This is a genomic window from Paenibacillus sp. J22R232 (assembly GCF_056269165.1).
The window spans coordinates 353,369-369,159 of sequence record NZ_JBWDNK010000001.1; the positions used below are offsets into that span (position 1 = coordinate 353,369).

24 protein-coding genes and 1 tRNA gene are annotated in these 15,791 nt (G+C 46.0%); 21 read left to right on the forward strand and 4 right to left on the reverse strand.

Going from position 1 to position 15,791, the window contains the following annotated elements:
• The first annotated feature begins 36 nt into the window (after positions 1-36).
• The 19 genes from AC0YN3_RS01670 to AC0YN3_RS01760 all read left to right on the forward strand — a co-directional run bounded on the left by AC0YN3_RS01670 (position 37) and on the right by AC0YN3_RS01760 (position 13,422).
• Positions 37-309, forward strand: coding sequence for a hypothetical protein (locus AC0YN3_RS01670; protein ID WP_475773421.1), 273 nt, complete (start codon positions 37-39; stop codon positions 307-309).
• Between the two features lie 11 nt (positions 310-320).
• Positions 321-1,904, forward strand: coding sequence for an ATPase (locus AC0YN3_RS01675; protein ID WP_475773422.1), 1,584 nt, complete (start codon positions 321-323; stop codon positions 1,902-1,904).
• Positions 1,904-2,812 carry a RecT family recombinase gene (locus AC0YN3_RS01680; RefSeq protein WP_475773423.1) on the forward strand — a complete coding sequence of 303 codons (909 nt, stop codon included), beginning with the start codon at positions 1,904-1,906 and terminating at the stop codon, positions 2,810-2,812. Before AC0YN3_RS01675 ends, AC0YN3_RS01680 begins: the two co-directional genes overlap by 1 nt.
• A complete protein-coding gene (locus AC0YN3_RS01685) occupies positions 2,812-3,573 on the forward strand; it encodes an MBL fold metallo-hydrolase (protein WP_475773424.1) in 762 nt (253 codons plus the stop codon). Before AC0YN3_RS01680 ends, AC0YN3_RS01685 begins: the two co-directional genes overlap by 1 nt.
• Positions 3,574-4,191, forward strand: a complete 618-nt coding sequence (locus tag AC0YN3_RS01690; RefSeq protein ID WP_475773425.1) for a 3'-5' exonuclease — start codon at positions 3,574-3,576, stop codon at positions 4,189-4,191.
• Positions 4,192-4,209: 18 nt separating this feature from the next.
• Positions 4,210-5,085, forward strand: a complete 876-nt coding sequence (locus AC0YN3_RS01695) for a DUF4373 domain-containing protein (protein ID WP_475773426.1) — start codon at positions 4,210-4,212, stop codon at positions 5,083-5,085.
• On the forward strand, positions 5,045-5,389 hold the full coding sequence (locus tag AC0YN3_RS01700) for a hypothetical protein (RefSeq protein WP_475773427.1): 345 nt from the start codon (positions 5,045-5,047) through the stop codon (positions 5,387-5,389). Before AC0YN3_RS01695 ends, AC0YN3_RS01700 begins: the two co-directional genes overlap by 41 nt.
• Positions 5,386-6,795, forward strand: coding sequence for a replicative DNA helicase (gene dnaB / locus AC0YN3_RS01705; protein WP_475773428.1), 1,410 nt, complete (start codon positions 5,386-5,388; stop codon positions 6,793-6,795). The genes AC0YN3_RS01700 and dnaB overlap by 4 nt, the downstream gene beginning before the upstream one ends.
• A 160-nt stretch (positions 6,796-6,955) precedes the next feature.
• Positions 6,956-7,408: a LexA family protein gene (locus tag AC0YN3_RS01710; protein WP_475773429.1), complete on the forward strand. Its 453-nt coding sequence runs from the start codon at positions 6,956-6,958 to the stop codon at positions 7,406-7,408.
• Positions 7,377-7,946 (forward strand): hypothetical protein, encoded by a 570-nt coding sequence (locus AC0YN3_RS01715; protein ID WP_475773430.1) that lies wholly within the window; start codon positions 7,377-7,379, stop codon positions 7,944-7,946. Before AC0YN3_RS01710 ends, AC0YN3_RS01715 begins: the two co-directional genes overlap by 32 nt.
• Before the next feature lie 239 nt (positions 7,947-8,185).
• Positions 8,186-8,356, forward strand: a complete 171-nt coding sequence (locus AC0YN3_RS01720) for a hypothetical protein (protein WP_475773431.1) — start codon at positions 8,186-8,188, stop codon at positions 8,354-8,356.
• Positions 8,353-8,532, forward strand: a complete 180-nt coding sequence (locus AC0YN3_RS01725) for a hypothetical protein (RefSeq protein ID WP_475773432.1) — start codon at positions 8,353-8,355, stop codon at positions 8,530-8,532. Before AC0YN3_RS01720 ends, AC0YN3_RS01725 begins: the two co-directional genes overlap by 4 nt.
• Before the next feature lie 35 nt (positions 8,533-8,567).
• Positions 8,568-10,319 carry a DNA cytosine methyltransferase gene (locus AC0YN3_RS01730; protein ID WP_475774260.1) on the forward strand — a complete coding sequence of 584 codons (1,752 nt, stop codon included), beginning with the start codon at positions 8,568-8,570 and terminating at the stop codon, positions 10,317-10,319.
• 32 nt (positions 10,320-10,351) lie between these two features.
• Positions 10,352-10,567 (forward strand): zinc-finger domain-containing protein, encoded by a 216-nt coding sequence (locus AC0YN3_RS01735; RefSeq protein ID WP_475774261.1) that lies wholly within the window; start codon positions 10,352-10,354, stop codon positions 10,565-10,567.
• Positions 10,568-10,834: 267 nt separating this feature from the next.
• Positions 10,835-11,170, forward strand: coding sequence for an ASCH domain-containing protein (locus AC0YN3_RS01740; protein WP_475773433.1), 336 nt, complete (start codon positions 10,835-10,837; stop codon positions 11,168-11,170).
• An 89-nt stretch (positions 11,171-11,259) separates the two neighbouring features.
• Positions 11,260-11,670 (forward strand): hypothetical protein, encoded by a 411-nt coding sequence (locus AC0YN3_RS01745; RefSeq protein WP_475773434.1) that lies wholly within the window; start codon positions 11,260-11,262, stop codon positions 11,668-11,670.
• 33 nt (positions 11,671-11,703) lie between these two features.
• Positions 11,704-12,402: a putative metallopeptidase gene (locus tag AC0YN3_RS01750; RefSeq protein ID WP_475773435.1), complete on the forward strand. Its 699-nt coding sequence runs from the start codon at positions 11,704-11,706 to the stop codon at positions 12,400-12,402.
• Positions 12,403-12,549: 147 nt separating this feature from the next.
• Entirely contained in the window at positions 12,550-13,170 is a 621-nt protein-coding gene (locus AC0YN3_RS01755; RefSeq protein WP_475773436.1) for a sigma factor-like helix-turn-helix DNA-binding protein, read from the forward strand.
• A gap of 39 nt (positions 13,171-13,209) precedes the next feature.
• Complete coding sequence (locus AC0YN3_RS01760) at positions 13,210-13,422, forward strand: helix-turn-helix domain-containing protein (protein WP_475773437.1); 213 nt, start codon at positions 13,210-13,212, stop codon at positions 13,420-13,422.
• A 158-nt stretch (positions 13,423-13,580) separates the two neighbouring features.
• Here the strand turns inward: AC0YN3_RS01760 and AC0YN3_RS01765 are convergent.
• The 3 genes from AC0YN3_RS01765 to AC0YN3_RS01775 form a co-directional block, all read right to left on the reverse strand.
• Positions 13,581-13,653: transfer RNA gene (locus AC0YN3_RS01765), tRNA-Val, on the reverse strand.
• A 43-nt stretch (positions 13,654-13,696) separates the two neighbouring features.
• Entirely contained in the window at positions 13,697-13,864 is a 168-nt protein-coding gene (locus tag AC0YN3_RS01770) for an aspartyl-phosphate phosphatase Spo0E family protein (protein WP_475773438.1), read from the reverse strand.
• Between the two features lie 235 nt (positions 13,865-14,099).
• Complete coding sequence (locus AC0YN3_RS01775) at positions 14,100-14,273, reverse strand: YjfB family protein (RefSeq protein ID WP_475773439.1); 174 nt, start codon at positions 14,271-14,273, stop codon at positions 14,100-14,102.
• 157 nt (positions 14,274-14,430) lie between these two features.
• Between AC0YN3_RS01775 and AC0YN3_RS01780 the strand changes: the two genes are divergently transcribed.
• Both AC0YN3_RS01780 and AC0YN3_RS01785 read left to right on the forward strand, forming a co-directional pair.
• Complete coding sequence (locus AC0YN3_RS01780) at positions 14,431-14,598, forward strand: hypothetical protein (RefSeq protein ID WP_475773440.1); 168 nt, start codon at positions 14,431-14,433, stop codon at positions 14,596-14,598.
• A gap of 132 nt (positions 14,599-14,730) precedes the next feature.
• The gene (locus AC0YN3_RS01785; RefSeq protein ID WP_441941614.1) at positions 14,731-14,982 is read left to right on the forward strand and encodes a DUF3892 domain-containing protein; all 252 of its coding nucleotides are present in this window, start codon (positions 14,731-14,733) and stop codon (positions 14,980-14,982) included.
• 78 nt (positions 14,983-15,060) lie between these two features.
• Here AC0YN3_RS01785 and AC0YN3_RS01790 read toward each other — a convergent pair whose 3' ends face one another.
• On the reverse strand, positions 15,061-15,789 hold the full coding sequence (locus AC0YN3_RS01790; protein WP_475773441.1) for an MBL fold metallo-hydrolase: 729 nt from the start codon (positions 15,787-15,789) through the stop codon (positions 15,061-15,063).
• Positions 15,790-15,791 lie beyond the last annotated feature (2 nt).

Consider the following 15,791-nt stretch of genomic DNA (forward strand, 5'->3'; position numbering starts at 1 on the left):
CCAGTTTATCACGGCGATGGAAGAAAGGAAAGTGTTATGGACCGGAAAACATTGGAGTACATGGAGGTACGAGCGAAGAAAGCTCGCGCAATCGTTGATAGAATTCACTCTTTAATAAATCAAATAGAAAGTTTGGACAGTGCGGCTTCTATTGAAATAAAAAATGGACGTCGGAACAACGTTGTTGATATGGACAAACGGTCTACACATCCAGGTAATGAACGTCTTTTCGCTCTAATCGTATCAACCACTCAGCGTTTACTTGCTGATGAAATTACCGTGCTCGAGCTAGAACTCGCGGAATTATAGGAGGAACCAGCATGCCTAAAGCAGTCCAATTCAAACAATTAGAGCTAGTAAATTACACTGGGCTCCGCAGCCAGTCGGTCCATTACGGCAAGGTAACTAATCTATCCGGCCGCAACGGGGAAGGGAAATCGTCAATCGGTGGTGCTCCGATATGGATTTTCTGGGGAAAGGATCTGCTCGGCGCTGATTACACATCAGCCAAATACAGCCCACGGCCAAGCAATTATAAATACGATAGGGTTTTCGCTTCTATATTGATTTCAGTCGACGGCACGGAATACAAATTCGCTCGGGAGATAGCCGGTAAGACAAACAGCTTCTATGTAGATGACATACCGCGGCCCGCGAAGGAATACGAAGCCGCAGTCGCGTCCCTGTTCTCGCAAGAGGAGTTTATGTCCTTATACTTCCCGGCATTCTTCTTCAATCTACACTGGACCAAGCAGCGTGCATTGCTTATGCAAGGTGTTACACCGCCACTCAATAAGATAGTTTTTACCGAGATGTCGCGGACGGCTCAAGATCAAAAGGAAAAAGTTATTGAGCTTAATCCGCAGGCTGCGAAGCTGGCTGAGCTCACCAAGAAACATAGTGTTAATGACTTAGAAGCTAAGCACAAAGAGCTCAAGCCAAAGCTGGACAAGGCTCACACGGAAGCTGTGGGTGGCGCTAAGAAGCTCAATGAATTGCTTGCACGCTTGCCTGCTGAACAAGCCGATATTGCTGCTATTGAAGATGAGGCTGCTGAATTAAAGGCAGAAGTTGAGCGCGAGGAAAAGATTGTCTATGAAGCTTCATCTATTAATACACATTACAACGCACTTGAAACACGATGGCAGCAGCTTGACACGCAGATAAAGGATTCTAAAAAAGCCTGGCCGGAACTTAAGGATGAGGTTATTCAAGACACGTGTCCAAAATGCGAACAGCGAATTAAGGATGAATCGCTAGCGGCTGTAACAGCAGATAAAGAGCGCCGAATTGAGCAATATCTAGCCAAGCATTCTGATTTACAAGCAAAGCGCAAAGAAGCGCACGAAGCGCTCAAACAGGCAGAGCAAGTCGACATCGAGGAGCAGCAAACTAAGGTTAGAGCACTCAAGGAAAAACATGACTCGCTGCTCGACAAGATAAGAGACCATAACGAGCGTGCTCGCTTGGCAGCAGAAGTTACGGCAGCCGAAGCGACAGAAGCAACCGCGCTAACAAATTCAAGAGAAACGACATTCATCTTGGATGCGATCAAGGCATTCCGCGCAAAAGAGGCGGAGCTGCAGGCTGCTGAGATTCAATCCAAGTTCACTACGCTCTCAATCCGTCTTTACAAATACGTAGCATCTCGTGATGAATATGATCCGGACTTCTCAGTTCAGAAGGATAACAAGGATTACGCATCCCTCTCGGTAGGCGAGAAGATCGGCGCGGGGCTGGAGCTGACAGAGGTACTGTTCAAGCAGTCAGGCCTCATTACTCCTGTGTTCATCGACGGTATTGGTGAGTACACGGGACCCGTTGCGGCATATGACCAGGTTATCACTGGCCGGACTGTTCCGGAAATAGATTTAAAAATTGAAGTGGATGGAGTGATTCAATAATGAGCCAACTCGCTATTTATCAAGCAACTGTTTTTGGTGACCTGCTTCCGGAAGATGTTAAGACGATTCATGAAACGATCGCCAAGGATTGCAATGAATCGCAGTTCCGTCTTTATATGAGCATTGCGAAAGTGATGGACGCACACCCGCTGCGGGGCGAAATCCATCCTAGCGTTTATAATGGCAAGCTCTCGGTACAATACGGGATTGACTATTACATTCGTAAAGCCAAAGAAACAGAGACATATCGCGGCTATGATGTTCAACTGGTTCACGAGAACGACACATACAAAGTTGCCCGCAAGCGTGGAGAAGATGGCCGATACTATGATGAAATTGAGCATGATTGGGAAAAAGAGCGTGGGAAAGTTGTGCGGGGATATGCAATTGCATATAAAGACGGTTTCCAACCATTCATGGTCGAAATGGATGTCGAAGAAGTCGAGCACTGGAAATCCTCTGCGATCGGTATGCAAAAAACAATGTGGACCAAGCAGTTTAACGACATGTTTAAGAAGCACATGGTTAAACGTGCATTGAAGGCTGCTTTCAATGAACTTAACGAGGATACGGATATGGGTGGATCTAATGACGATACACCAGAACCATATTCTCGCAAGGATATCACTGAAGAGGCGAATGCAGCAGGAAAGGGACCTACGATCCAAGATCCGAACCCAGCCGATACGCAGCCGGAGCCTTCAAACGCTATTGCAGAACTATGGAAAATCATAGGTGTGAAGCTGGGAGAGCTAGGCCATAAAACCAAAACAGCCGCTGCAAAGTACTTGAATGACAATCTTAAAGTGCAAGTTGAGCATGCATCTGAAGCGGATCTCGAGAAGCTCGTCAAGTTAATTGACATGGAAATTGCCGAGAAAGCTGCCGGCGACGACGATCTTGAATAATGGGAACCAACGTTAAAGTCTTATCAACCGGTTCGGAAAAGGGCAGCTGCATATACATTGCCACGGAAGGAGCCAGCATCTTAGTCGATGCTGGGCCTTCTAAAACCAAAATCGAGAAGCTGCTGCTCGCTCAAAACTATGATCCTACTAAGATCGACGCTATATTTGTCAGCCACGAACACGGAGATCATACTGACGGTCTTGGCTTCGCTGACAAATTCAAGATTTCGGTCTACGCCAGCGAAGGGACGTTAAAGAAAGTCGGCAGGCTGGACAGCGGGCGAATTGTTAAAACGAATGGATTTACCGGCTTTGCTTCATTTCAAAGCGGCTATATGAATGTCAAACCTTTCAACATCTCGCATGATGCAATGGAGCCATTTGGATACACCATTCAAACATACGAGAAAAAAGTAAGTGTTCTGATGGATACAGGCTGCGTCAATGAGGAGATGCTCACCGCAATGGAGCATAGCGACATATACGTATTCGAGTGCAATCACGACATCGAAATGCTCAACGCTAACACCAAGTATCATGACGGGTTGAAATACCGGATACTCTCGGACATCGGCCACATGTCTAATGATGCGGCTGCTGAAGCGCTCGCCAAGCTCATTCACGGTCGCGGTGAGCAAATCTATCTGACACACATGTCGCAGAACAACAATACAGCAGATAAAGCCGAAAAGGCCGTTAAGCTGGCACTATTCGAAAAAGGCTTAGTGAAAAACAAGCACTATAAATTGGAGGTCATTTAATTGACTATTAATATTTCGGACGACTTGTGCGTCTTCGATTTTGAAACATCAGGTCTGGATCCGGCCAAAGAACGAGTGGTCGAGATGGCAGCGATCCGCGTCATAAAAGGTATTCAGGTTTCTGAGTTTCGGACATTCGTTAAATATGACGGCAAGTTGGCGCCAAAGATTACCGAGCTGACTGGAATCACTGATGACCATCTAGTTAACGGTATGGAAGAGAAGCAAGCCTTCTTAAACCTTCGCCGAGTCATGGGGCCACAAACACTGCTGGTAGCTCACAATGCTGCTTTCGATCTTGCATTCCTGCACTATGCTATGTTTCGGATTCAAGAGATTACCTTCGCCAATCCGTTCATCGACACGTTGACAATAGCGCGGGACCGGACGACATACCCGCATACGCTTAAGGACATGTGTGAGAAATACGGAATTAAGTTGGAAGGGGCGCACAGGGCGCTCGCGGACGTCGAAGGGACGCTGGCATTGCTGCAGGCTATGCATGCGGAGCGGCCAGTTGATGAATGGGTGAACAAATTAAGCTATGTAGAAAAATACGGAAAGCCCGCATGGGTGCCGGCGCATGCCGATCTGTCCCCAGTGGTTTGGAAAAAATAAATGAACGGGTGAGGCGGAATGGCTAGGCCGCAAAAAGAAGGGTTGGGATACTTTCCGATGGACGTTGATATCGATCAGGATGATAAGCTAATCGTTCCGATAGCCAAACATGGCATGGCCGGCTTCGGAGTAATCGTAAAACTGATGATGGAGATTTACAGAAACGGCTATTTCTATCCATGGACTGATAAAGAAAAATACGTATTTCCTTTCAAAATTGCCATGGAAAAAGAGAAGGTTTCTGAGATTGTTGATGATTGCATAGAGGCTGGATTCTTTGATAAAGAACAGTTTGAAAAGAATCAGATTCTAACCTCTTTCGGCTTTCAAAAAAGATTTTTAATGGCCTCAACAAGGCGTAAAGATTCGCTCATAAATGACCGTTTTAAGGTCGAAAATGGGTTATTGCATACAGAAACCGAGTTATTGCATGCAGAAACCCCTGAAATGCCTGCAATAAGTACACAAAGTAAAGTAAAGGAAAGTAAATTAAATAAAAGTAAATTAATAGATTGTATCTTCGCTCATTGGAAATCTAAGAATTTGATTAAACATAGGAGCATAAACCCTCATATCAAAAACCAAATCACTTGGAAATTAGGAGATTATACAGCTGATGAAATATGCGATTGCATTACTGCCTATGACATCATTCTAAATAATCCCGAGTACAAGCTAGATACGAGATGGAGCTTAGATGGATTTCTTGAGAAGCATTTCGAAAAATTTCTACCAGATCGAGATCCATATACCTTTTACCCCAAGGTCTCAAATGATCTAGTACCACCTAAACAAACTAAATTCGAAAAAGATAAAGAAGAATTACGGCGGATGCACGAGGAGGCGGCGGCCCGTGAAAGAGACCGAAATAGTGGCACTCTTCGCATTGATTAGAATTGATTTCCCGTTTTTCGAGCAAACCCGAGAACGTGCGCAGCATTGGTATGATTTAATGTCTGACCTACCGTTTGATGAGGCATTAAAAAACTACAGGGAACATGTGAAGACGAGTGATCGAGAGCCAAAGCCGGCTAATATCATCCGCTCCGATCAGCTGCTCACACACAATCAGGACATGCTCCGTCTGGAAGCATCAGAACACATGAGCAATATTGATCGCTGGGCAGCCTCAGACACCGAGCCGCCTGATGGGTTTTGGGAGAATACACGCAATCAGATAAGAGGTGAGCAAGCATGAGCCAACCAAATGAAGCTCCTGCTGAATATGAGGGCAGTTTCCTAGGTATGCCAGACGTAGAGCCATACAACTTAGAAGCGGAGCAGGCGATTATTGGTTCTATCCTACTTAGCTCTGAAGCTTTTGAAAAAGTGAAGGACCGGCTGAATAAGGGGAAGTTTTACGAGAAGGCCCATCGGACGATTTACAAAGCAATGTGTGATGTCTATGAATCAAAGGCACCGATCGACATTGTGACGGTAAGCGCCGCTCTACAGGATGATGCGAAACTCGAAGCAGTAGGAAATGTCTCTTACCTTGCGCGACTAACCAATTCCGTTCCGACAGCATCGAACATTACCTACTATGCTGACATCGTCATAGACAGGGCCCTTCGCAGGGAGTCTCTGGTCATAGCTCGGGAGCTAGTAAAGCACGCTACATCGGAACAGGACGTTGCTGGGTTTGTCGCGTTAGCTGAGAAACGCATATCAAAGCTGACAGCCGAGAATAAGCCGCCTAAAGCATTCGTGACAATGAGAGATGCACTGTTTCAAGTATTTGATCAGACAGAGGAGAAGTTCAACAATCGCCATGTCAACCAAGGTGTTACTGGTATGCCGAGTGGTTTGAATGATCTGGATAAGATGACCGCAGGCTTCCAGCGAAGCGATTTGATTATCGTTGCTGCCCGCCCATCCGTTGGTAAAACGGCATTTGCGCTCAATATAGCGCAGAACGTTGCTATTAGAGCAAAGGAAACAGTCGCTATTTTCAGCCTCGAAATGTCAGCTTCGCAGCTAGTCCAAAGGATGATTTCGGCAGAAGGAAACATTGATGGTGAAAAGCTTAAGACAGGCTATTTTGAACCGGATGATTGGGGTAAGATGACCAGCGCAATTGGAATCTTGTCTGATGCTAATATTTTCATCGATGATACACCAGGCATTACAGTCGGTGAAATTCGAATGAAATGTAGGGAGCTGAAAAAGGAAAAAGGTTTGGGTATGATCTTGATTGACTATCTGCAGCTCATACGAGGGAACGGCCGGAGTGGTGAGAATAGGCAGCAAGAAGTCTCGGAAATTTCACGAACGCTCAAGGAGATCGCCCGCGAGCTGGAAGTGCCGGTTATAGCGCTATCTCAGCTCAGTCGAGGGGTAGAGCAGCGGCAGGATAAGCGCCCGATGATGTCTGACCTTCGAGAATCGGGATCGATTGAACAAGATGCAGATATCGTAGGATTCCTTTATCGCGATGACTATTATGACAAGCAAACAGAGAAGAGAAATATCATCGAAGTCATCATTGCTAAGCAGCGTAACGGTAAGACCGGCACGGTAGAGCTCGCCTTTAGGAAAAATTATGGCAAGATGGTTAACCTTGATCGCCAAACAACGGTTGATGACCATGAGGAAATGGTGTGAAAAGGCAACCATGCAAGCAAGTTGAAGTCGATCCCTTTTACCAAGAGGCACCATGGGAAGTCGTGTATGACGAGCGCGGTTGTGTGATAGGCGAAGTGTTCCTGCTGCCGCCTAGGATTACATTTGAGGGTAAGTCGGCAAAGAGGAGGAAGAGCAAGAAATGATAAAAGTGATAGCTAAATCCGAATTTGCCAAGCAGCTCGACGCTCTCATAATGACGGATGAGCAAGTTATCGCCCAGGTGCAGGAGTGCTTGGCAGCAGGAAAGCCGATTAACATCAGTACGATGGAGCGCGGCCTTGAAATCTTAATGAGGGAGCGTCCGGCGCGGCCGCAGATAAAATCAGGATTGGAGCCATTGAACAAGCGTCAAGCTGCAACGTTTAATTTCATAGTCAATTTCCTGAATAAAAATGGGTATCCGCCATCTGTTCGTGAAATTGCCGAAGGAGTAGGGTTGCTGTCTAGTTCCACTGTCCAAGGTCATTTAGAGCGTCTGGAGAAGAAAGGCTATATCAAGAGAGCTGAAGACAGCAGGCCGCGCAGCTTGCAAATAACAGGAATGAGGGAGGTCGGGACTGATGCGGTTTGTGGGAGTCGATCCGGCGACTAAGACGGGATTCGTCGCGCTAGACATCAACGGAACTCCTTTAGTCGAGGTTGAATTGAAAGCCTCTGGCAAGGCGGAGAAGGGCGGATTAACGATTCCACAGTTGGTTGAATTAGAAAATCAATTGTTTAAGCTGCTCATGCCAAAAGATGAAGTTATGATCGAGCAAGCAGCGGCTGGCACTCAAAAAGGTATTACCACAGGAATGATACACGGTGGTTTGAGGAGCATGATTTGTCGCAAGGATCTAAGTTACAACGAAATCAATCCACAGTGGACAAAGAAATATGTCGGTGTTACTGGTTGGATGCAAGATGGTGGGAAGAATCGCCGCTTAACTTCAACCGAGAGTAAGAAAGAGGTTGCTGCGGCTGTATTCAAACTGTACGGGTATACCCACAAAAGTAACAACGTCATTGATGCATACATCATTGCTAGATCGGCGCTTAACCTGTATCTGCTACGTGAATACAAGCCTTTGATTGATCCTCTTCCACTCCAAGTGGAAGTCATACAGGCGATTCTTGCCAAAACAGAATAACCGCGCAATTGCTCGGTGAAGGGATTACTGCTGCCATAAAACCGAACATATGTTTCTGAATGAGGTGAAAATGTGCACCAACATGAGTTTGACCAGCTACAAACAGGCTTAACAGATATGGCTAAAATGGTTGCCGAGTATCACAGGAAGCTGCTAGCTGAGGGCTTTGAACCTTATCAAGCACTAATACTAACTGCTAGTTTTCAAGCGTCCGCAATGATGAAGGGAGGTGGCTAATCTTGGATATGAGTAATGCAACGGAAGCCGAACTTATCACGATCATATGGCACGATCTATTTGCAAGATTGAGCGATATTCTCCAGGCGAAAGAACGTTATGAGATTATGAAACCTTATTCACCCATTTATCCGAGAGTGCTGCAGCTCATTAAGCCTGCATACACGCGATGAGCCGCCGCTTACAACCACTGCCGCAGCGCAAGCTGGACATTGACCGCAAGGCAAACAGTGAAGTCGAGGTACGGCAGATGTCGGCAGAAGAGCTCGAGCGGAAGTCTGCGGCGAAACCGAGGGAGCGAGATTTTATGAGCTGGTCCGGTCGGAAAAGGAAAGAGGTGGGGGATTGAAACGAGCAGATGAGCGCTTTGCAGGCAACAAGGCAATGCGGAAACATTATCGTAAGGTTGCGGGCTTCACATATCACCGCCGGACCTTCTCGGCAAACGAGATATTCGTCGATAACTTTGCCGGCGGCGGGGGTGCCAGCACAGGAATAGAGGTAGCGATCGGCCGCAGCGTTGATGAAGCTATTAACCACGATCCGGCAGCTATCGCAATGCATAAGGCAAATCATCCAGAGACACGTCACTGGTGCGAATCGGTTTGGGATGTGGATCCCCGCGCCATTGCCGCAGGTCGGCGGGTTGCGCTGGTATGGCTCTCACCTGACTGTAAGCATTTCTCAAAAGCCAAGGGAAGCAAACCCGTTGAAAAGAGCATTCGGGGGCTGGCGTGGGTTGGCATAAGATGGGCTGCTACGGTCCGGCCACGCGTGATCATGCTGGAAAATGTGGAGGAGTTTAAGACCTGGGGCCCGCTTATTCGAGCTTCTGAGGGAAATTGGTATCCAGATCCGAAGCAAAAGGGGCGGACATTCAATTCATTCGTAAATGCGCTGCGGCGCCTTGGGTACGTTGTTGAGTGGCGCGAGCTGCGTGCTTGTGATTATGGTGCACCGACAATTCGTAAACGGTTATTCTTGATTGCTCGCTGCGATGGTAAGCCCATTGTATGGCCGGAGCCAACACACGGAGCACCGGACAGCCCGGAAGTGCAAGAAGGCAAAAGAGAGCCGTGGAAAACGGCAGCCGACATCATAGATTGGTCAATTCCTTGCCTTAGTATCTTTGACAGAAAAAAACCGCTCGCAGAGAACACGCAGCGCCGGATCGCCCGTGGCATTGAGAAATTCGTAATTAATAACCCGAAGCCATTTATCATCAAGGTCAATCACCAAGGCGAGCAGTTTAGAGGCCAAGACATTGATGAGCCGCTCCAGACTATCACCGCAAAAAATGGTTGGGGCGTTGTGACCCCATTCGTTGCCCGCATCGGTCAGACCGGATTCGGCGGGGATCGGATGCAATACTCAGCGGAGCAGCCGCGTACTACTGTGACCACTAAGGCGGAGCATCTGCTGGTGAGCCCTACACTCATACAAATGGGTTACGGGGAAAGGCCGGGACAGGAGCCGAGAATATTGGACCTTGAGAAGCCGGTCGGCACGGTTACCGCAGGTGGTAACAAATTTGCACTGGCTGCTGCCTTTCTCGCAAAGCATTATGGTGGGAATTACAACGGACTAGGCAATGACCTTGAAGAACCACTTTCCACTGTTACAACGGTTGATCATAACGCTTTGGTCACAAGTCACCTCGTTAAGCTTCGTGGGACATGCAAGGACGGGCAAGAGGTGACGGAGCCGATGCCGACAATCACTGCAGGCGGCCTGCATATTGGAGAGGTTAGATCATTCCTAATTGCTTACTACGGCAGCAGTGTTGGGCAAGACCTTAACGACCCATTACAGACCGTTGTGACGAAAGACAGGTTCGGGCTTGTGAAGATTGAGGGAATTGATTATCAAATCGTAGATATCGGCATGAGGATGCTAAAGCCGCATGAGTTGTTCGCCGCTCAAGGATTCCCGAGCAATTATATTATCGACAAGTACGAGGATGGATCGCCAGTATCGCAGGCCGAGCAGGTTAACCGCTGCGGCAATTCGGTTTCTCCGAAAATGTCTGAAGTGCTTACAAAGGCGAATGTGCCGGAGCATTGCGCCGGATCCGGAAACGCTCTGAAATTTGAGCGGTATGCAGAAGCTGCGGGCCAGCTGCAGTTATCTATGTGAGGTGATTATACGTGATCTTACGTGATCAAGTGATGCGACAAATAGGTAAACTGCTTGACGGCAAGTGCGATGGGTGCCCGCAACTAAAGGAATTGAATAGGATTCATGGACATTCAACATCTCATATTGACGGGTACTGCCAGCGAACGTGTGAAGTCGGCATGCAGCTGAAAAGTTTGGGCAAGCAACTTAACTCTTCGCTTAATCCTCGGGTGGAGTTAGCGTTTGATGATGATGTATCTGCATGAATAACGAGGATCATGAGGAGGATAGCCTAAAACTTTTTAAGGTGCAAATGATCCGTAACGAGTGATATACGCTAATACAAATAATCCGGCGAAAAAAAGAACAAAAAATGCCCCTAATAAGATTGCTATTATGTTCATTATTTTCTGCATGTTGACTCACTCCTTTTCTTTCTAACGATACAACAGTCTTTTAAAGGAAGTGAGTACCATCTTTATATAGTACCGTGAATATAAAGCTTGAATATTGAGATGTATGGGAGGTGTAGCATGAAAGGATTGATTATCAAATCGCCATGGATCGAGAAGATACTAGCAGGCGAGAAAGTCTGGGAGATAAGAGGTTCAAACACGAATATCCGTGGAACCATCGCTCTTATAAAAAGCGGAAGTGGAATGATATATGGAACAGTTGTATTAACGAATTGTTTCCAAGTTACTCAAGAAGCAATGTATCAGGGATTTAAAAATCATCGTATAAGTGCAGATTATGATATTCCATACAAAAAATGCTATGCGTGGGAGCTGAGTTCACCAGTAATCTACCCTGAGCAAATACCTTATAAGCATCCACAGGGGGCAGTTATTTGGGTGAACATATCATGAATAAGCAAATACAAGAGCAACATATATTTTTTTGTTAAAAAACCGAACATATGTGCTGGATTTATCAAGTGAGGAGGCAAACATCCGGAATGTACTACATCAGTGAATTACAAGAAAAAATCGTTTTGGCGCTCCGAGAGCACCCTGGCTCCAGCTACGCCAAAATGGTTAAAATAACTGGTTTGCCACATGGCGGAGTAGATGAAAAGGTAAAAAAGTTATTGGCGAAAGGAATTGTTAGCAGAGAAGGAAGGCTGCGGCATTATAGGTTATTCGCTTCAGATGATCCATACGAGGTTACCGAAGGCGGGAAAAGGCCCAAAGTACCAAAAGGTATTATAGCTGATCCCGCTCTACAAGAAGCTGCAGCATTTCAACTAAGTGACGATCAACTCTTTTATATCAAAAATCATAAGGACCTCCCGCGAAGCGAGTTAGCTCGCAGGCTTGGGATCAGTAAGCTAGAGCTTAATTTTGCATTGGATCAAAAACGAAAGTAATTATTCCAAATTCTAAATCGAGGAGCGATATAGATGGCAAAGAAAGCAAAGACGGAAAAGTTTCATTCGGAGGCAGAACCGGCAGTATACACACTTCTGAACAGCGTGATGGAGAAGCATCACAAGCATTTCAGGGATTCTGAATTCCTGATTCTTTTCAAACACGGAGGCTGGATGTCTCGTGGCAGAACGGCATTCGCTAGATTCAAGGTTCTTGCTGACGACATGCGCCGGACGCTCGATAAGGATGCGGTACTATACATTAACTGCGATGTATGGCGCAAGATGACGGAGCCGCAGCAACGCTATTTCTTGGATGAGGCCTTTCTTGGGTTGGATTTTAAAACAAATGCCAAAGGCGATACACTCGAACATCCTGGAGATGGCCGCGTGCTTCTCAAACTAGTACCGCCTGACCTTGAGGCCTTTGTCGAGGCAATTAAGCGTCATGGCCCCATTGCCGAGGATGTAAAGCGGCTGCTCAAAGGTTTGAAGGATCTCGGGCAAATGACGATCGAAGATGTGAAAGAGGAACCGCCGGCGCCGCCGCATGAGGGGATAAAAGTAGTAATCGGCAGTGACGGAGTAGTGGAAGGCGTCGAAGATGAAAACCAGCTAACGCTCGAAGAAGCTGCTGCAGCTGCCGAAGCTGCACAAAATGATCCTATGCATAGAGTTAAAGGCGATTCCGCTCCCGATCCAGACGAACAGGAGGACGATGATCTCGAATGAGAAGGAAACGAGATAATCTGAAGCACGGTCTAAACGGACTGTTTTATGGAATGATCTGGGTCGGCGTCTATCTATTAATCGAAGCACTTATTAAATAAGCATAAGCCCCGGTTTGTCCGGGGCAATCCCACAAAGGGGCGTGGCAAGGTGGGGAAAAAGGATTTTATACCGGATTTGGACGAACGGGGCTTTATGCTCCACTTAGAAGATCTGAAGAAATCGTATAGAGCAACGCTTAATTTTTGGTCTGCTAAAAGAAAAGACCTTGAAGATGAGCTACAATCAAAAACAAACACTTTAATCGAATTGCTCCCTAAAAAGGAACATAAAGCCGAACGCTTGCGCTTACGCAACGAATTCCCTGATTTACATGAGCGCATCAAGGATATAAAAGAAGTCACTTCTGATTTGAATTATGCAATCAATTGGCTCCATAGTGGCCGAGAGCCCGGCACGAAACGCGGTGTAGATCGAAGGAGCGTTTATCAAAACACTGTGCTGCTTGATCCAATGATTATGGCCGCGTATGCAAACCCGAGTAATAGCCGGAGTGGTAGCTCATTGACTGAAGACGAAAAGACATCTCTTAGGGAGGTACTGGAGATTCTTAGCCCGCAAGAAAAAGAATGCTACGTGATGGCACATGGACATTGTATACCCCAGCAGCAGATCGCACGCTTGATGAATCTCTCTGAGGGCACTGTCGCAACGTATATCAAACGCGCACATGATAAAGTTTCGGCTGGGTGGCAAGGGACTTTGTTCTAATTTTGTATTTGTTAATATAATTAAAGGGAGATGGCGATAATGGAAAGCATTAAGCAAAAAGAATCGCTTGAAGTTATAGATATACAAAACATTTTAAATTGTGGTCGTCGTCAAGCGTATGAATTAGTGAATTCGGGACAATTCCATGTAGTGCGAGTTGGAACCAAAATAAAAGTTTCCAAGCGTCTTTTTTTCGAGTGGTATGAGGGTAAGGACTTCACGGAATGGTTAGACAGGAAGGGACGGGCTTAAAAGCCTGGCTCTTTTTTTGGCACCACATACACTTTAGTTGAGTGCAGGGCACCAATCCGGCACCAATTTTAAATATCAGCCAAAATAATTAATGACGTATAAAAAGAAAAAAAGCCATGAGCCCAGTGTTTACAAGGCTTCATGGCTTTTTTATTAAATGATCTGAACAGGGTTCGAACCTGTGACCCCTACCCTGTCAAGATAGTGCTCTCCCAGCTGAGCTACCAGATCATATTAGCGACAATTAATAATATATCAGGGTGAAGCAGAGAAGTCAACACTTATTATTTGCCAATGCCCAGGAATATTCATTGAGGAGACGATCCAGCTCTTGGCTGATCTTAACGACAGCTTGATCGGTGAAATTATTGCAAGCTTCAAATAATCGTATCATTTCTGCTCGAAGTTCTTCAATTTTTTGCTGGTAAAAACCGTGTTCCATGACAATCCCTCCAACTTTTCATTTGTTAAGACAAGAATAAACGAAGGTTGTTAGAATTTTTCCAAAATGCAATTAGATTAATGTTAGTTTTTCGAACATTGCGCTAGCTTGCAGCCTTCGTATGAGATTAACTACACGGTTTAGACTATTCTGAAACAACTTCAGAATGACTAATCTGTAACTTTAAGGAAATATGAGCGAAATTCAATCGGGTTTTGCTTCGTACATTTGAAGTTTAAACACGAATATCAATCGTTTGTCCAAGGTTTGGCTGTGCGCTTTTCAGCATGTTCACAATATCTTGTCCTTGCTGCGTAGCCTGTTCTTTCGCTAGAGATAACACTTGGATGCTGGCTGAAAGTGCTAAACTGTTATGATTCATGATGATAGATGTTGCTGCGATATCCATTTCACACCTCCTACTTAAGTTATCGGCATGAAGGAGGAACTTTTTTACATGTAAGGTATAATTAAAGTCGTTTTATCGGATTGCGAGCTTGTTTTCGTATACTAAAGTCGAAATGATCGGCATACCTTTAAAGAAAGAGCGCGGGAGGCGGTTTCTGTTGGCTGCAGAGTATGCCTATTTAGCCCTCTGGCTATTAGGGATGTTTGGCATTATCGGATTAGTTATCGGTGCCGTGGCGAAGTTTGCCATGGAGGATTCATTATCGCATGACGAGCAATTCGTATGGAGAAGGCGGCTGCCGGCAGATGCAATAAAAAGGAAATAAAACCAAGGAACCGGCTTAAGCCTCCAAATAGGCAAGCCGGTTTTTTTTATTCGTCTCGTGCATAATAATCCTCTACGAATGGGAACGATATAGATTGGCTTCAACAACTTGAATAGAAGAGAGGTATTCACGATGAACGATTTGAATGGCGGTCAGAATGCGAGAGAGCATATTGTAGCTGTGCAAAAGGATGGAGACGGAGATCTTACAGCCTTCAAAACAAGCAGCGGAAGAGTTCTTGATTATGGAACGGCACTTCAAGAAGTACAAGCCGGCAATATTGCAGGGGTGAATACGTTTAAAGGCAGGGACGGAGAGTTTTATATCCGAGGCGACGCAGATGGAGATCCGACTAACAATCTGGACCAGCTTCCTCTTTTTTAAGCGAAGTAGTTAATGCTATTAAATATAGGGACGCAACACCACAAAAAAGGCGCTTGCATGCAAGCGCCTTTTTTTCGTTTAAGCGAGCTCGTAAGTGACATGCTGTTCGACGACTCGCATGAGACCGGTACGACCCGCGTGCTGATCGATCGCGTCTCCATAATGCATCAGCCAGGTTTTTTGCTGGATTGCATCAGGAAGACTGAGCAGTTCATCCAAAGTGGCATGAACGACACCAGGCGCTTCTAGCTGACAATCGTGGTAAATCGTTGACACGCCTCCATCAACCAATTGCTGCAGGAGCTCTGGATCAAATCGCATATCTGCCGTATAAAAGAAGTTTCCGTTAAATAGGAAGGAGTAGCTCGGTTTGTTAGGTATATGCTTGGTTTGGATCAGCTTAACCTTAAGTCCAGGAAATAGCTCGTTTTCTATATCCGGCTTTAGCGGGCGGACCTCGAAGAAATCTTCGAGGCGTTCAAGAGGCCCCTGCGTTAATCCGCCGCGCAAGGTCTGCTCCCAGAGGGGCTCGACAAGCGTTTCCGCAATATAGAGAACGGGTTTGCGATTATATTTGAACATCATCTGGAACGCATATTCCTCCAACCCGCCGACATGGTCTCCATGAATGTGGCTGATTAACACCGCGTCAAGCTCGTGAAAAGATATGCCTTGCTGATGAATTGCCTTCGGCAGCGTAATGCCGCAATCTACAAGCAGCCGAAAGCCGTTTACTTCAATAAGGCCATTGTTATTATCGTATTTTTTGGCAAAAGCACTGCCTGTTCCAATCATTGTTATGTTCATGC

Coding starts and splice junctions, on each gene's coding strand:
- AC0YN3_RS01730 (WP_475774260.1), top strand. CDS start 8,568: ATGCGGAAACATTATCGTAAGGTTGCGGGCTTCACATATCACCGCCGG.
- AC0YN3_RS01745 (WP_475773434.1), top strand. CDS start 11,260: ATGTACTACATCAGTGAATTACAAGAAAAAATCGTTTTGGCGCTCCGA.
- AC0YN3_RS01680 (WP_475773423.1), top strand. CDS start 1,904: ATGAGCCAACTCGCTATTTATCAAGCAACTGTTTTTGGTGACCTGCTT.
- AC0YN3_RS01770 (WP_475773438.1), bottom strand. CDS start 13,864: ATGGAACACGGTTTTTACCAGCAAAAAATTGAAGAACTTCGAGCAGAA.
- AC0YN3_RS01735 (WP_475774261.1), top strand. CDS start 10,352: ATGCGACAAATAGGTAAACTGCTTGACGGCAAGTGCGATGGGTGCCCG.
- AC0YN3_RS01675 (WP_475773422.1), top strand. CDS start 321: ATGCCTAAAGCAGTCCAATTCAAACAATTAGAGCTAGTAAATTACACT.
- AC0YN3_RS01785 (WP_441941614.1), top strand. CDS start 14,731: ATGAACGATTTGAATGGCGGTCAGAATGCGAGAGAGCATATTGTAGCT.
- AC0YN3_RS01670 (WP_475773421.1), top strand. CDS start 37: ATGGACCGGAAAACATTGGAGTACATGGAGGTACGAGCGAAGAAAGCT.
- AC0YN3_RS01685 (WP_475773424.1), top strand. CDS start 2,812: ATGGGAACCAACGTTAAAGTCTTATCAACCGGTTCGGAAAAGGGCAGC.
- AC0YN3_RS01695 (WP_475773426.1), top strand. CDS start 4,210: ATGGCTAGGCCGCAAAAAGAAGGGTTGGGATACTTTCCGATGGACGTT.
- AC0YN3_RS01760 (WP_475773437.1), top strand. CDS start 13,210: ATGGAAAGCATTAAGCAAAAAGAATCGCTTGAAGTTATAGATATACAA.
- AC0YN3_RS01715 (WP_475773430.1), top strand. CDS start 7,377: ATGCGGTTTGTGGGAGTCGATCCGGCGACTAAGACGGGATTCGTCGCG.
- AC0YN3_RS01740 (WP_475773433.1), top strand. CDS start 10,835: ATGAAAGGATTGATTATCAAATCGCCATGGATCGAGAAGATACTAGCA.
- AC0YN3_RS01725 (WP_475773432.1), top strand. CDS start 8,353: ATGAGCCGCCGCTTACAACCACTGCCGCAGCGCAAGCTGGACATTGAC.
- dnaB (WP_475773428.1), top strand. CDS start 5,386: ATGAGCCAACCAAATGAAGCTCCTGCTGAATATGAGGGCAGTTTCCTA.
- AC0YN3_RS01790 (WP_475773441.1), bottom strand. CDS start 15,789: ATGAACATAACAATGATTGGAACAGGCAGTGCTTTTGCCAAAAAATAC.
- AC0YN3_RS01750 (WP_475773435.1), top strand. CDS start 11,704: ATGGCAAAGAAAGCAAAGACGGAAAAGTTTCATTCGGAGGCAGAACCG.
- AC0YN3_RS01775 (WP_475773439.1), bottom strand. CDS start 14,273: ATGGATATCGCAGCAACATCTATCATCATGAATCATAACAGTTTAGCA.
- AC0YN3_RS01710 (WP_475773429.1), top strand. CDS start 6,956: ATGATAAAAGTGATAGCTAAATCCGAATTTGCCAAGCAGCTCGACGCT.